The 15,029-nt window shown below is 57.8% G+C and carries 13 protein-coding genes; 8 read left to right on the top strand and 5 right to left on the bottom strand.

Going from position 1 to position 15,029, the window contains the following annotated elements; genetic code table 11:
• Positions 1-58: 58 nt before the first annotated feature.
• From AC07OV_RS11145 to AC07OV_RS11130, 4 genes are read right to left on the bottom strand one after another with little or no spacing between them, the layout of a single operon-like run.
• Positions 59-526, bottom strand: a complete 468-nt coding sequence (locus AC07OV_RS11145; RefSeq protein ID WP_101270027.1) for a (R)-mandelonitrile lyase — start codon at positions 524-526, stop codon at positions 59-61.
• Between the two features lie 60 nt (positions 527-586).
• Positions 587-1,579 (bottom strand): aldo/keto reductase, encoded by a 993-nt coding sequence (locus AC07OV_RS11140; RefSeq protein ID WP_101270030.1) that lies wholly within the window; start codon positions 1,577-1,579, stop codon positions 587-589.
• Between the two features lie 24 nt (positions 1,580-1,603).
• Positions 1,604-2,194 carry a flavodoxin gene (locus AC07OV_RS11135; protein WP_101270033.1) on the bottom strand — a complete coding sequence of 197 codons (591 nt, stop codon included), beginning with the start codon at positions 2,192-2,194 and terminating at the stop codon, positions 1,604-1,606.
• Complete coding sequence (locus tag AC07OV_RS11130; RefSeq protein WP_101270036.1) at positions 2,191-3,180, bottom strand: aldo/keto reductase; 990 nt, start codon at positions 3,178-3,180, stop codon at positions 2,191-2,193. Before AC07OV_RS11130 ends, AC07OV_RS11135 begins: the two co-directional genes overlap by 4 nt.
• 1,131 nt (positions 3,181-4,311) lie before the next feature.
• Here AC07OV_RS11130 and AC07OV_RS11125 point away from each other — a divergent pair.
• The 6 genes from AC07OV_RS11125 to AC07OV_RS11100 all read left to right on the top strand — a co-directional run bounded on the left by AC07OV_RS11125 (position 4,312) and on the right by AC07OV_RS11100 (position 12,215).
• Positions 4,312-5,184, top strand: coding sequence for a helix-turn-helix domain-containing protein (locus AC07OV_RS11125; RefSeq protein ID WP_101270042.1), 873 nt, complete (start codon positions 4,312-4,314; stop codon positions 5,182-5,184).
• Between the two features lie 148 nt (positions 5,185-5,332).
• Positions 5,333-6,601 (top strand): DUF1479 domain-containing protein, encoded by a 1,269-nt coding sequence (locus tag AC07OV_RS11120; protein ID WP_495092240.1) that lies wholly within the window; start codon positions 5,333-5,335, stop codon positions 6,599-6,601.
• A 58-nt stretch (positions 6,602-6,659) separates the two neighbouring features.
• Positions 6,660-7,940: an ABC transporter substrate-binding protein gene (locus AC07OV_RS11115; protein ID WP_041064242.1), complete on the top strand. Its 1,281-nt coding sequence runs from the start codon at positions 6,660-6,662 to the stop codon at positions 7,938-7,940.
• A gap of 280 nt (positions 7,941-8,220) precedes the next feature.
• The gene (locus AC07OV_RS11110; protein WP_101270049.1) at positions 8,221-9,558 is read left to right on the top strand and encodes an MFS transporter; all 1,338 of its coding nucleotides are present in this window, start codon (positions 8,221-8,223) and stop codon (positions 9,556-9,558) included.
• 23 nt (positions 9,559-9,581) lie between these two features.
• A complete protein-coding gene (locus AC07OV_RS11105; RefSeq protein ID WP_101270051.1) occupies positions 9,582-10,844 on the top strand; it encodes a gallate dioxygenase in 1,263 nt (420 codons plus the stop codon).
• A gap of 123 nt (positions 10,845-10,967) precedes the next feature.
• Positions 10,968-12,215 carry an OprD family porin gene (locus tag AC07OV_RS11100; protein WP_101270053.1) on the top strand — a complete coding sequence of 416 codons (1,248 nt, stop codon included), beginning with the start codon at positions 10,968-10,970 and terminating at the stop codon, positions 12,213-12,215.
• Here the strand turns inward: AC07OV_RS11100 and AC07OV_RS11095 are convergent.
• Positions 12,190-13,425, bottom strand: a complete 1,236-nt coding sequence (locus AC07OV_RS11095) for a LysR family transcriptional regulator (RefSeq protein ID WP_495092239.1) — start codon at positions 13,423-13,425, stop codon at positions 12,190-12,192. The genes AC07OV_RS11100 and AC07OV_RS11095 overlap by 26 nt on opposite strands.
• 155 nt (positions 13,426-13,580) lie before the next feature.
• Here AC07OV_RS11095 and galB point away from each other — a divergent pair, with 155 nt between their 5' ends.
• Complete coding sequence (gene galB / locus AC07OV_RS11090) at positions 13,581-14,315, top strand: 4-oxalmesaconate hydratase (RefSeq protein WP_041064224.1); 735 nt, start codon at positions 13,581-13,583, stop codon at positions 14,313-14,315.
• On the top strand, positions 14,312-15,028 hold the full coding sequence (locus AC07OV_RS11085; protein ID WP_495092238.1) for a 4-carboxy-4-hydroxy-2-oxoadipate aldolase/oxaloacetate decarboxylase: 717 nt from the start codon (positions 14,312-14,314) through the stop codon (positions 15,026-15,028). Before galB ends, AC07OV_RS11085 begins: the two co-directional genes overlap by 4 nt.
• Position 15,029: the final 1 nt, after the last annotated feature.

The following is a 15,029-nucleotide window of genomic DNA, read 5'->3' as shown; positions in this document are numbered from 1 at the left end:
TCAGATGACGGTTCGCCGCAAGAGTGTCGAGCGAACAGCTTCGACACATTCCGTAACTTCATTGGCCGGCGTATTGCGCCTCCGAGACCTGCTCCGCCCAAGTGACTGTCTGGCCGTCCTCGGCTTCGGCGATGGCGATGTGGGTCATGCCACTGTTGGCCGTGGCGCCGTGCCAGTGCCGGGTGTTCGGCGGAATCCAGACAGTGTCGCCCGGACGGATTTCCTGACGCGGGCCGCCCTCTTGCTGCACATAGCCAACGCCAGCGGTGACGATCAGCGTTTGCCCCAGTGGATGGGTGTGCCACGCCGTGCGTGCGCCAGGTTCGAAGGTCACCGTGCCGCCGCCGATGCGCGCGGGAGCGTCACCTTTGAATAATCCATCGACGCGCACCGCGCCGGTAAAGTTTTGCGCCGCGCCCTTGATCGAGGGCTGGGTACCGTTCGGGGTAATGCGGATTTCATTAGCAGCCTGGGCTTCTGCGGTCATGAGTGAGAAAGCCACGAGTGGCGCGATCAATCGGTTCATCGGATCAACTCCGGTCAGGCAATGAAAGCGGCGCCCCACGCAGCGCCGCGTTGGGTAGACTCAAAGTCCGGTCATTTTCAGTGCCGATTCCGGCAGGCGTTCACCGTGCACCTGAATTTGCGCCATCCGCTCGTTGATCACGCGCAGATCGTCTCCGGTCAATTGCAGCTCGACCGCGCCCAGATTTTCTTCCAGACGATGCGGTTTCGTCGTACCCGGGATCGGCACGATCCACGGTTTCTGTGCGAGCAACCAGGCTAGGGCCACTTGCGCCGGCGTGGCGTGTTTGCGTTGCGCGACGGCTTTCACCACATCGACCAACGCCAGATTGGCCCTGCGCGCTTCAGGGGAAAAGCGCGGGACGAAATTGCGGAAATCGCTCGCGTCGAACTGCGTGTGCTCGTCGATCTGACCGGTGAGGAAACCGGCACCCAGCGGGCTGAACGGAACGAAACCGATCCCCAGTTCTTCCAACACCGACAGCAGTTCCAGCTCCGGGCCGCGCCAGAACAGCGAATATTCGCTCTGTACCGCCGTGACCGGTTGCACCGCGTGAGCCCGGCGTATGGTCTCCACACCCGCCTCAGACAGGCCAAAATGCTTGACCTTGCCCTCGGCGATCAGCTCCTTGACCGTGCCGGCGACGTCTTCGATGGGTACCTGCGGATCAACGCGGTGCTGATAAAACAGGTCGATGCAATCGGTGCGCAGACGCTTCAACGACGCCTCGGCCACGGCGCGGATATGCGCCGGGCGGCTGTTGGTTCCGCCGCCGCGTGCGCCGGTGACCAAGTCGATATCGAAGCCGAATTTGGTAGCGATAACGACTTGCTCGCGGATCGGCTGCAAGGCCTCGCCCAGCAGTTCTTCATTGGCGAACGGGCCATATGCTTCAGCGGTGTCGAACAAGGTGACGCCTTGCTCGTGGGCCGAACGAATCAGCTTGATCATGCTGGTTTGGTCGGCAGCCGGCCCGTAGGCCGACGTCATGCTCATGCAACCAAGGCCCAGTGCGGACACTTTCAGGCTATTGCCCAACGTGCGGATTTTCATGATGTCACTCCGTACAGAATTCGATTAACGCGTGAGGGGGTGATCGCTCAGCCAGCCATTCACGCGCTCCATGGTCTTGCGCTCTTGCTCACCCTTCATCACAAAACCTTCCAGAACCTTAGTCTTCGGCGTGTGCTTGACGAGCACGCTGCGACTGTTGCCCAAGCCATAACCGCCGTGGGTGTTGAAGGGGATGAGGGTCTTGCCGGTCAGGTCGTGGGCGCTGAGGAAGGCGCGCACGATCGGCGGCGCGGTTTCACCCCAGATCGGAAAGCCCAGATAGATCGTGTCGTAGTCGCTGAGGGCGTGAACCTTGTTTTGCAGCTCGGGTTCGAAGCCGCTGTCACGCTCCTGACGCGCCTGTTCCACGGTTTCCAGATAGTCCTCGGGGTAGGCGTGGGCCGGGCGAATCTCGAACAGATCGGCACCCAGTCCACGCTGGATCAGCCCGGCAACTACGCGGGTATTGCCCGAGCGCGAGAAGTACGCGACCAGAATCCGCGAACCGGAACGCGGGGTTTCATGGGGGCTTTGCGTGTCGGCGAGTGACAGCAGCGGGGCGCTGGCCAGTGCAGCGATGACCGTGCGCCGCAGCGGATCGTGATCTTTGCTCATCGGCCGACGCGTGCCTTGAGGGCCTCGGGATAGCGCTCGCCTTCGATGCGGATCTGCGCCAGCGCAGCATCAATCGCCTTCAGCTCCGCTGCATCGAGCGTGATGTCCGCGCCACCGAGGTTTTCTTCCAGGCGATGCAGCTTGGTCGTGCCCGGAATCGGTACGATCCACGGTGCCTGCGCCAGCAGCCAGGCCAAAGCGATCTGCGCCGGCGTGGCTTGTTTCTGCGCGGCGATCTGACGAATCAATATCACCAGCCCCTGATTGGCTTGCAGCGCCGACTGGCTGAAGCGCGGCACGATGCTACGAAAATCGTCGCTGCCGTAAGTGGCCTCCGCCGACACCGTGCCGGTGAGAAAACCCTTGCCCAAAGGGCTGAACGGCACGAAGCCGATGCCCAGTTCCCACAACGTCGGCAGGATTTCCTGCTCGGGCTCGCGCCACCACAGCGAGTATTCGCTCTGTAGCGCCGTGACCGGTTGCACCGCGTGCGCACGGCGAATGGTCTGTGCTCCGGCCTCCGACAGGCCGAAATGCTTGACCTTGCCTTCGCCGATGAGGTCTTTCACCGTCCCGGCGACGTCTTCGATCGGCACGTCCGGATCGACGCGGTGCTGGTAAAGCAAATCGATGTAATCGGTTTTCAGTCGGCGCAGCGAACCTTCGACGGCGACCCGAATACGTTCGGGCCGGCTGTCCAGAGTCTGCTTTGTGTTGTCGGCACCGACGGCGAAGCCGAATTTGGTGGCGATCACGACCTGTTCGCGAACCGGGAACAGCGCCTCGCCAACTACTTGCTCATTGAGATAGGGGCCGTAGAACTCGGCGGTATCGAAGAACGTGACGCCTCGATCAACTGCCGTGCGAATCAGCGAGATCGCCTGCTGCGTTTCTGTCGCTGGACCGTAGCCATGGCTCAGGCCCATGCAGCCAAAGCCGAGTGCCGATACTTCAAGTGAGCTGTTGCCGAGTGTGCGGTTGTGCATTTCGTTCTCCCGAATAAGGCGTTGGGGAACAGTAAGCGAGCTACCGAATAGGTACTAGACGCTTAAATCGGCAAGGGTTCATGAAATTTGCTCATCAATCCCAAAACAAGAGAATGGCGCTGTCATGTCGTACGCAGCGAGTATCATCCATCTCCGCATCGCTTTAATTGCTTCAGGTGTGAGATCTCACATCGGTTGCCGGTAATGCGCTTGCTACAGCTTTGAGGCTTTCAGAAGCCATTGCCTCAGTCAGTCTGCGGACCCATGCGGAGCATTCCCGCTATGAACGAGGTAATAGTCTTCGCCCTCTGATAAGGAAGTATCGAATAGCTGCGCAAGTTGGTTTTGCTCCAAGGCATCTTCGACAAGCCAGGGACTTGTTAGCACCACGCTTTGACTGCGCCGCGCCGCGTCAATGGCGAGTTCCGATTGATCAAAGCGCATCCCGATCTTCAAATCTGTCTGCGGTCAACCGGCGTGGGCAAACCATTTGGGCCAGTTCGCATGTGAAGTTGTATACAACAGCGTTGCCTTCACCAAGTCCGAAACTTCAAATAGCCGCAGTGTGCTGCAATACACCCTGACTTCTCCGGGCAGCATTAATTCGGCAGTGAGCCCTAGGGCATGGCCATGGCAATGACGCACCGCAATATCAAGTATCCTGATCGCCGTCTAGGAGGTCTGTGCTCGCATTCAAATGCAATTTGAGTTGCGGATCATTACGAGTAACCGCTGGTATGCGCCTGGAGAACCATGAATTGGCCAGCGCGGGGGAGGCTGACCCGAATTTCATCGTTTGTTCGATTACGCAGCATCCTTTCGTCGCATGGATGCCTGGCAGCTTTTCACTCGAGGTGCGCAACGAATACCTGGCTGCTTACCAAACCAGGTTGCGTGTACCTCAAGCGACGCAAACGCTATTCTTTCATCCACGCGAGGATTACGGTAGCGACCAGCGATAAAATCCAAGCGTGCTGGCGCGCTCCGGTTTTCAATGGAACCCTCGTGCAGGTCAATGTCATGATCAGGCGGCCGACGATTTTACGCGTTGAGATCTCGTCAGCTCACTGCAGAAGTAGTGGGTGTTACGATGATGGCGATACAAGTCCCTTGCTAGGCCGAGTCGATGTCATGAAACCCAGCTTCGAGAAAGTACCCACAGAGGCTGCAACCTCTTGGACGCTATTGAACAGGCGTTTGCCGGATGCGATTCCATTCGAGTGGCATCATCATCCCGAATATGAGTTGACACTCACGCTCAATAGTCGCGGCCATCGCTACATCAGTAATGACGTAGCGCGCTATGACGATGGAGACCTGATTCTTGTAGGGCCGAATATTCCTCATAGCTGGTCTTCAGCGGAGCGTATTGATGAGGATCAGCCGCATGTTGCCTTGGTTATCTGGTTTTCCGCTGCTTGGGCCGACTCGCTTGTGACATTGTTTCCGGAAATGGCTGCGGTTCGCCCATTGCTGGCGGCAGCTCAACACGCGGTGAGTTTCAGTGGTAGGGCCTCCAGTGAAGTACGCTCCTACATCGAGGCAATGGTCAATCAGACGCCGCCTCAGCGCTTGATCGCATTGCTAACGGTGCTCGACAGGCTGGCAAGAGACGCTGATGCTACTCGGATCCTGCCGACGCCAGGCGGGCAGGCCGGTGATCAGATTGTCGAAGACGCGCGTATTCATCGAGTTCTGCATTACCTACATGGTAACTACGCCCGGGCAATCAATGTTGCCGAGTTAGCAGAGCTGGCCTGCGTCAGTCTGTCTGCTTTCCATCGAATGTTTCGCCGGCATACACGCTGTACCGCCTTGGACTATATCGTTCGACTGCGCATCGGCCATGCCTGTGCGTTGCTGATGCAGGGCGACTCGCCGGTATCGATAATAGCGGAGGAGGTGGGCTACTCGTCGCTGGCATTATTCAACCGCCAGTTCAAGGCGTTGAAAGGGCTGACACCTTCCGCGTTTCGTCAAACGCACAGCCATCATTTTCAGTGAAGGTCAGAAATCTAGTGGGTGGATACTCCGATCGTATTGGCTCAAAACGCCATTATCGTACTAGTCGACGCTTCAAATGAGGCTGCCGTGTGCTTATTTAAAAGTGGTTCCATACCTGCATGAATAACAAAAACAGCAGGTAGTTCCCATGAGTAAATACCGTGCCTTCGAAAGCGAAACGCTTCCGCAAGATTATCGAGACAGCATCGTCAAAATGAAGCGCGCCTTGCGCGCGCAGATCGGCGACGTTGAATCTTTGTTTGAACAAGTTAGCGAATTCATCGTTGCTGAAATCGACTCAATCAAGGCGCAGGAGGCGCTCACCGGTTCGGCTTGGCCGATCCTTGAGTTCGAGGATATCGCGGTCGGGAAAGTGAGTGCGGACCAGTTGGCGCTAATCAAGCGGCGTGGTTGCGTCGTGCTCAGAAACCATTTTCCTCGAGAGCAGGTTTTGGGGTGGGACGAGAGGCTTTTGGATTACCTTGACCGCAATCACTTCGATGCAATTTATCGTGGTCCAGCGGACCAGTTTTTCGGAAGCCTGGAGGCATCGCGTCCAGAAATTTTTCCGATCTATTGGTCGGAGTCGCAGATGCAGTTGCGTCAGGATGAGCGCATGGGGGCCGCACAATCTTTTCTGAATCGTCTTTGGAAGATCCATTCTCAAGGGCGGCAATGGTTCAACCCTGATATCAATGCCCTATACCCGGATCGAGTACGGCGTCGACCTCCGGGAACACATTCAAAAGGTCTCGGGCCACACACCGACTCGGGCGCCTTGGAGCGATGGCTGCACCCAGCCTACCTGAAGGTATTCGACAAAATTTACAGCAACGATTTCAGCGCCTACGACCCTTGGGACGCAGCCTTCCGTACTGAAGTCGATGAGTACGCCTACAAAGATACGGTCAAGTGCTCTGCGTTCCGCACGTTTCAAGGCTGGACCGCGTTATCGGATATGAACGCCGATCAGGGGGTACTGCATACCTTGCCGATCCCCAAGGCGATGGCTTACATGCTGCTGCGGCCACTGCTGGACGATGTACCTGAGGATGAGCTGTGCGGGGTTGCGCCGGGCAAGGTACTTCCGGTGTCCCGACAGTGGCATCCACTGCTGTTCGAAGGGCTGAGTCCGATTCCGGATGTCCGTGCGGGCGATTCGGTGTGGTGGCATTGCGATGTAATTCACAGTGTCGCACCCGTGGCAAATCAACAAGGCTGGGGCAATGTTATGTACGTTCCGGCTGCACCTATGTGTCAAAAAAACCTGCGTTACGCCAAGGATGTGTTCAGGGCATTCGCGCAGGGTGCATCACCCGACGATTTTCCTCGGGAAGACTATGAAGCAACTTGGGAAGGTCGTTTCACCTTGGAGCGTCTGAACGCGCTCGGACGTGCCGGTCTGGGGCTCGAATGATTGCGTGAGACTGAGCGAATAGCCCACTACCTCGATAAAAAAACAATAAGGTACTGACATGAACTCAATGAACCGCCTTGCAGCCATGGTTTCTCTTGCCGCTTTATTTCCTCTTGTGATTCAGGCCGCTGAAACCAAGGGAAACGTTGAAGTCGTTCACTATTGGACCTCCGGGGGCGAGGCCAAATCGGTGGAAGTTTTGAAGAAAATCATCGAGAAAGATGGATTCACTTGGCAGGACAGTGCAGTCGCTGGCGGCGGAGGCAGTGCGGCCATGACTGTGCTGAAAACCCGTGCTGTATCGGGCAATCCTCCCACCGCCGCGCAGATAAAAGCGCCAGATATTCAGGAATGGGGTCGCCTCGATCTTCTTGCCAGCATTGACGACGTCGCCAAGGCGAATAACTGGGACAGCCTGCTTCCCGAGTCCGTCGCCCAAATAATGAAGTACGAGGGGCATTACGTTGCGGTACCGGTGAATATTCATCGCATCAATTGGCTTTGGCTTAACCCTGTCGTTCTGAAGCAGGCGGGCATCTCCGATGTGCCGACCACTCTTGATGAACTTTATGCTGCTGGGGATAAGCTCAAGGCGGCAGGGTTCATAGCTATCGCACATGGCGGTCAGGCCTGGCAGGACACGACAATCTTCGAAAACCTCGTTTTGAGCGTGATGGGCGTTGATGGTTTCAAGAAGGCCTTTATTGATGTCGACGACAGTGTTTTCACCGGGCCGAAAATGATTGAAGTATTCAATGCGCTGCGAAGAATACAGAGTTATCTGGATCCCGATGGCAACGGTCAAGACTGGAATCTGGAAACAGCCAAGGTCATCAATGGCAAAGCAGGCATGCAAATCATGGGGGACTGGGCGAAAAGTGAGTGGAGCGCGGCGGGCAAGTTTGCCGATACAGATTACATTTGTGTGCCATTTCCCGGCTCGCAGGGTGCTTACAGCTATACCATTGATTCACTGGCGATGTTCAAACTTGCCTCGAAGAATGACACCCCTGGCAATATTGCAGCCCGCAACGACCTGGCCAAAGTAGCGCTGGAGCCGTCGTTTCAATATGTTTTCAATCAAAACAAGGGGTCAATACCCGTCATCAAGGGTTTGGACATGAGTCGATTCGATAGCTGTGCACAAGCCTCTGCAAAGGATTTCGCTGCTGCCGAGAAGACTGGTTCACTCGCTCCGAGCATGGCATTCAACATGTCGACTTCTCAGGCGGTGCAGGGCGCTGTGTTCGATGTCGTGACCCACTTCATGAATGACAAGTCCGCCGATGCTGGTAAGGCTGGAAGGCAGTTGCTGGCGGCGATCAAGGCCGCACAATAAATTGCTTTAGTTTTGAGCTGCTCCGTATACCGAATACGGAGCAGCTATTGACGATGCATCTCCTACTAGCGGCTGCTCGTGCCGCAATCATCACCCCCGCTCTACCACGCTCTGTCTATCTCTGTTGATTCCCCGATAAGAAAAATCGATACCCGGTTAATAATTTCCCAGAGGCGGGCGGTATACCTGCGGCTTTACAGTCACCTCCATCGTTTAGCGTGGACGGTCCAATTACAGGCCTCGTCCGTCGGGACTTCTACAAAAATAAGAAGGTGAGAGCATGAGTAGTGAAACGGTGGATATCAAAGCGTGGATTGACAACCGAAAACTGGTGCCGTACCAGTGGCTGATTATGGGTTTATGTTTTTTCATAGTGCTTTTCGATGGCTTCGACGTCGCGGTGATGGGGTTTATTGCCCCCTCGCTGATTCAAGAGTGGGGGCTTTCGAAAGCGGCGTTTGGCCCGGTGATGAGCGCGGGCATGATTGGGCTGGCGATCGGTGCGCTGACCGCTGGCCCTTACGCCGACCGAATCGGCCGCAAAAAAGTACTACTGACGGCGGTGACTGGCTTCAGCGTGCTAAGCCTTGCATGCGCCTTTGCACGTAATCCCTACGAGCTGGCTGCCTTGCGTCTGCTGACCGGTGTGGCGCTGGGCGCAGCATTGCCAAACACCACCACACTGCTTTCCGAGTATTTGCCGGAACGCAATCGGTCACTGTTCATCACGATCATGTTCACCGGATTCAATATGGGGTCGGGGTTGGGCGGATTTCTCGCTGCGTGGTTGATTCCCCATCACGGCTGGCAGTCGGTGTTGCTCGCCGGCGGGATTCTGCCGATGTTGCTGCTGCCCTTGATGTGGCTGTTGCTGCCTGAGTCGGCGCGTTTTCTCGCCGCACGCAACGCGCCCGCCAGCCAGATTGCCAAGGTGCTGAACAAGCTGGGGGGCACGTTCAGCGCAGCGACGAAATTCGTCATTGCCGAACCGCAAACTCAGCAAAAAGCACCGCTGCGCTTGCTCTTCACCGATCACTATCGTTTCGGCACTCTCGCCTTGTGGGCAACTTACTTCATGGGGTTGCTGGTGATCTACCTAACCATGGGCTGGATGCCGACCCTGCTGCGTGAAGGTGGGCTGTCCATCGAACGGGCCGCGACCATCACCGGACTGTTCCAGATTGGCGGCACTGTCGGCGCCATCGTAGTTGGGTGGGCGATGGACCGGCGAAATCCGAACGCGGTGATTGCCACGTCTTACGCTCTGGGTGGCGCTTTCATTCTGCTGCTGGGCGCCTTCAGCCTTGAATCGGGCCTGCTGGCATTCGGCGTGGTGGCGGCAGGTTTCTGTATGAGCGGCGCGCAAACCGGCCTCAATGCTTTCGCACCCGGTTACTACTCGACGGACTGCCGCGCCACGGGCGTCAGCTGGATGCTGGGTATCGGCCGCTTCGGGGCTATCTTTGGTTCGCTCATCGGTGGCGCGGTGCTCAGCCTCGGGTTGGGGTTGCCGCTGCTGTTTGCCCTGTTGAGCGTGCCTGCCTTTATCGCTGCACTTGCGATCCTGGCCAACGGTCATGCACGGCGCCGAGTCAGTCGGGCCTTGCTGGCGCATTAATCTTTTCAATAAAGGAACTCGTTATGGCACGCATCATTGGTGGCCTCGCTGTATCTCACACCCCGACCATCGGCTTTGCAGTCGATCACGATAAGCAGCATGAGGCCGCCTGGGCGCCGATCTTCCGTGGCTTTGAGCCGATCAAGGTGTGGCTGAAGGAGCAGCAACCGGATGTGCTTTTCTATATCTTCAATGACCACGTGACGTCGTTTTTCTTTGATCACTATGGTGCCTTTTCCCTCGGTGTCGATGATCGCTACGAAGTCGCCGATGAGGGCGGCAATCCACGTGAGTTACCTGGGATCGCTGGTCATGCGGCGCTGTCGCGGCACATCGGCGAGAGCCTGGTGGCGGATGAATTCGACATGAGTTTCTTCCGCGACAAACCGCTCGACCATGGCTTCTTCTCGCCGATGTCGGCGCTGTTGCCGTGCGAGCCGGACTGGCCGGTGGAGATCGTGCCGCTGCAGGTTGGCGTGTTGCAGTTCCCGGTGCCGAGTGCGCGGCGTTGCTACAAGTTGGGTCAGGCGCTGCGCCGGGCGATTGAAAGCTACCCCGAGGATCTGAAAGTGGCCATCGTCGCGACCGGCGGTGTTTCCCACCAGGTGCACGGCGAGCGCTGTGGTTTCAACAACCCGGAGTGGGACCAGCAGTTCATTGATCTGTTGGTCAATGATCCCGAGCGGCTGACCGAAATGACCCACGCCGAGTACGCCGCGCTGGGGGGCATGGAAGGTTCGGAAGTGATCACCTGGCTGATCATGCGCGGCGCGCTGTCGGCCACGGTGAAAAACCTGCACCAGGATTACTACCTGCCGTCGATGACCGGCATTGCCACACTGCTGCTGGAAAATCAGGATCGGCCCGTTCCCGTCGACGTCAACGCGCGGCACTTGCTGCACATGCAGCATCAGTTGGCGGGTATCGAGAGGCTCGCAGGCACCTATCCGTTCACCCTGGAACGCAGCGCCAAGGGCTATCGGTTGAACAAGTTTTTGCATCGCATGATCGAGCCGCACTGGCGTCAGCGTTTCCTCGACCAACCCGAAGCGCTGTTCGATCAAGCAGGGCTGAGCGATGAAGAGCGGGATCTGCTGCGACGCCGCGACTGGCGCGGATTGATTTACTACGGGGCGATTTTTTTCGTGCTGGAAAAACTCGCTGCCGTGGTCGGGGTGCCGAATCTGCAGATATACGCGGCAATGCGCGGACAAAGCCTCGAGGAATTCATGAAAACCCGTAATCAGCAGGTGCTCTATTCGGTAGCGGGCAAGGCCCCACGCTAACGACACGGCGTCATCGGCGGCTCGCTCCGGGCCGCTTCGCAACACCCTTGAATGACTTCACTGCGCCCGGCTCATGCGGGCGTAGCGGACTGCTTCATCCCAAAAAAATGGATAACAATAACAATGAAAATCACCGCCAATACACGCGTAGTCTTCACGCTGTCCGCCGTTTGTGCTCTGCCTGTCGAGGCGAGCGCTGCAGGCTTTGTGGAAGACGCCAGGGCCAATCTCAACCTGCGCAACTTCTACATCAATCGCAACTTCACCAACCCGGCCAATGCGCAGGGCAAAGCCGAGGAATGGACGCAGAATTTCATTCTCGATTTCCGCTCTGGATTCACCCAAGGTGCAGTCGGATTTGGTGTGGATGTGCTGGGCCTGTATTCGCTGAAGCTTGACGGCGGGCAAGGCACGGGAGGCACGCAATTGCTGCCGCTGGACAGTGATGGCCGACCTGCCGATCAATTTGGGCGCCTGGCTGTCGCCGGGAAAATGAAAATCGGCAAGACCGAAATCAAGCTCGGCGAGTGGATGCCAGTGTTGCCGATATTGCGTTCCGACGACGGTCGCTCATTGCCACAAACCTTTCGTGGCGGTCAGGTCACTTCACAGGATATCGCCGGGTTGACCTTGTATGGCGGTCAGTTCCGGCAGAACAGTCCGCGCAACGATTCAAGCATGGAAAACATGTTCATGCAGGGCAAAACCGCGTTTGCCTCTGACCGTTTCAACTTCGTCGGCGGCGAATACGCGTTCAACGAAAAGCGCACGATGATCGGCGTGTGGAATGCTCAGCTAAAGGACATCTATCAGCAACAGTATCTGCAACTGGTTCATAGCCAACCACTGGGTGACTGGACGCTGGGCGCCAATCTTGGCTACTTCTGGGGTCGCGAGGATGGCAGTGCCCGCGCAGGCGATCTGGACAACCGCACGTTCTCGGCATTGCTGTCGGCACGCTACGGCGGCAACACGTTTTACGTCGGTTTGCAAAAGCTCAGCGGCGATGATGCCTGGATGAGAGTCAACGGCACCAGCGGCGGAACCTTGGCCAACGACAGCTACAACAACAGCTACGACAATGCGCGGGAGAAATCCTGGCAACTACGCCATGACTACAATTTCGCCGTACTCGGCGTGCCCGGTCTGACCCTGATGAACCGTTACATCAGCGGCGACGACGTGCACAGCGGGGCCGTCACCGACGGTAAGGAATGGGGGCGCGAATCCGAGTTGGGCTACACACTGCAAAGCGGTGCGTTGAAGAACCTCAACCTGCGCTGGCGCAACTCGAGCATTCGCCGCGATTACAGCAGCAATGAGTTCGACGAGAATCGCTTGATCATCAGCTATCCGTTGAACCTGCTTTAAGCGCCTCAGCGGCCTGTGCCTGGATCACCTGGCGGATCATTTCCATCAACGCCTGCGCCACCGGTGAGTGCAGGCAGCCGCTGCGGTAGGTCAGACCAATGGCTCTGGCGGTCTGTTTCAACTCCAGCGGCAAAATGCACAACTCGCCGCTAGTGATTTCCTGTTCCAGTTGATGCGCTGAAACGGCCGCGAGCATGTCCGAGCGTAACAACAGACCGCGAATGATCGCCATGTCGGCGCTTTCCACCACCGGGGAAGGCGCCGGAATGCCGAAACCGGCGAAGCATTCCTCGAGCATCGTCCGCGCCGGTGAGCCAGCACGAGGCAATACCCAGCGCGCGTTGCCCAGATGATTCTGCAAATCGCCGTTGCCGCAGAGCGGATGATCACGCCGCGCAAGCACGACCATTTCTTCCGTCAGCAGTGACTCGCCGACCAGGTCGCTGGCATAGGTCGATGAACGCAGCGCACCCAAAATGAAATCCACATCGCCGGCACGCAACTCGGTCGCCAGCAGGTCGAAGGGACTTTCATTGGTGATCACTTGAATGCCGGGATGCTCTGCCATCAGGCGCACGATGGCCTCGGGCAGAATGCGCGTGCGGCCGAGGGGCAGGGCACCGACGAGCACAACACCGTGCAAGGCGCCGCGAAGGGCGGTGATGTCGGTGTCGATATGGCGCAACTCGTTCAGCGCACGGCGGATTGCAAACAGGATGTCATGACTGGCGCGGGTCGGCTGCAAGCCGCGTGGCGTGCGCTCGAACAGCGATTGGCCGCAGCCGTTTTCCAGCACTTTCAGCGTCGAACTGACGGCCGGTTGGCTCAGGCCCAGCAGACTGGCCACGGTCTGCATATGGTGGGTTTCACAGAGTTTGATGAACACTTGCAGGCGTCGCGCCTGGAACAGATAAAGCGGTTCAATCGCGGCTTTTTCGCCTAGGCCGAGCAATGTAGGCACGCTCCCAAGCTCCGCCAGCACCCGTCGCGCTCGGGGCAGCAAACGCTCTCCGAAATTGGTCAGACGCATACCGTTGGCATGGCGCTCGAACAGCATTACGCCCAGCCGTTCTTCGAATTCGGAAATGGAGCGGGTGACCACCGATTGCGCCCGGTACAGCGCGACTGAAGCCTTGGAGACGCTGCCGTGATCAGCCACGCGGACGAAGGCGCGCACGTGCATCAGGCTCGGCAGTTCAAGGTTTTCCATGGACAAGGGCTCTGCGGGTCGGCGAATTCGACGACTATGCCGCCGATATTTTCGAGTGGCAATAAAAAAAACGCATACCTCGAACACTCGAACGCATTACTCCGTCGGCGGGGTGCGATGCGATGCTCTTTCGCAACGCTAAAGGAGAATCCGCAATGATCGATTCAACCAAAAACGCGCTGGTCGTCAGCGCCCACTCAGCCGATTTTGTCTGGCGTGCCGGTGGCGCCATCGCTCTGCATGCCCAGCAGGGTTACCACGTTCACATTGTCTGCCTGTCGTTCGGTGAGCGCGGCGAATCCGCCAAGCTGTGGCGCAAGGGCGAGATGAGTGAAGACAAGGTCAAAGCCGCACGTCGCGAAGAGGCTCAGGCCGCCGCCGATATTCTCGGGGCCAGTGTCGAGTTCTTCGATATCGGCGATTACCCGATGCGCGCCGACAAGGAAACCTTGTTCCGCCTTGCCGATGTGTTCCGCCGGGTGCAACCGGAGTTCGTCCTCAGTCACTCGCTCAAGGACCCGTACAACTACGATCACCCGCTGGCCATGAACCTGACGCAGGAGGCGCGCATCATCGCCCAGGCCGAAGGCTATAAACCGGGTGAGAAAATCGTCGGCGCACCGCCGGTCTACAGTTTCGAGCCGCACCAGCCCGAGCAATGCGAATGGCGCCCCGATGTATTGCTCGACATCACGGAGGTCTGGGACAAGAAGTACGCGGCCATCCAGTGCATGGCCGGTCAGGAACATTTGTGGGAGTACTACACGCGCGTTGCCCTGCAGCGCGGTGTGCAAGCCAAACGTAATGTCGGGATCACCTCAACCCGCAACATCGTCTATGGCGAGGGTTATCAGAGTATTTTCCCGCGTGTCACGGAGAATCTGGGATGAGCGAACATATCGGCAAGACTGGCGTTGTCGTGCGCAATATTCAGCGGGCCGAAGCGGCGCAGGTCGATGAGTTGAATCGCTTCGGGGTGGCGACTATTCATGAAGCACAAGGCCGCAAAGGACTGTTCGCGGCTTCGATCAGACCAATTCAACAAGGCTCGGTAATCAGTGGTTCAGCCATCACGGTACTCGTCGCTCCGGGCGACAACTGGATGTTCCATGTGGCCGTCGAACAATGCCGGCCCGGTGATATTCTGGTGGTTGCGCCGAGTTCACCTTGCACAGACGGCTACTTCGGCGACCTTTTGGCCACCTCGCTCAAGGCTCACGGCGTTCGGGCGCTGGTAATTGATGCGGGCGTGCGCGACACCCACACCCTGCGCGAAATGGGCTTCCCGGTCTGGTCCCGCGCCATCAGCCCCCAAGGCACAATCAAAGAAACCCTGGGCTCGGTCAACCTGCCGCTGGTGTGCGGCGGGCAACTGGTGCACCCGGGTGATGTGGTGGTTGCGGATGACGATGGTGTTGTGATCGTGCGACGTACCGAGGTGCAGCAAGTCGTCGAAGCCAGTCGCGCCCGGGCCGACCTGGAGGAACAGAAGGCCTTGCGCTTGGCCAAGGGCGAACTGGGTCTGGACATCTACAACATGCGCGCGCGCTTGGCGGAAAAGGGTTTGCGTTACGTCGACAATCTTGAAGAGCTGGGAGACTGAG

The organism is Pseudomonas sp. GW821-FHT09A09 (genome assembly GCF_059418405.1).
Note: the sequence above shows the minus strand (reverse complement) of the source record. Positions and strands in the feature narration are given on the sequence as shown.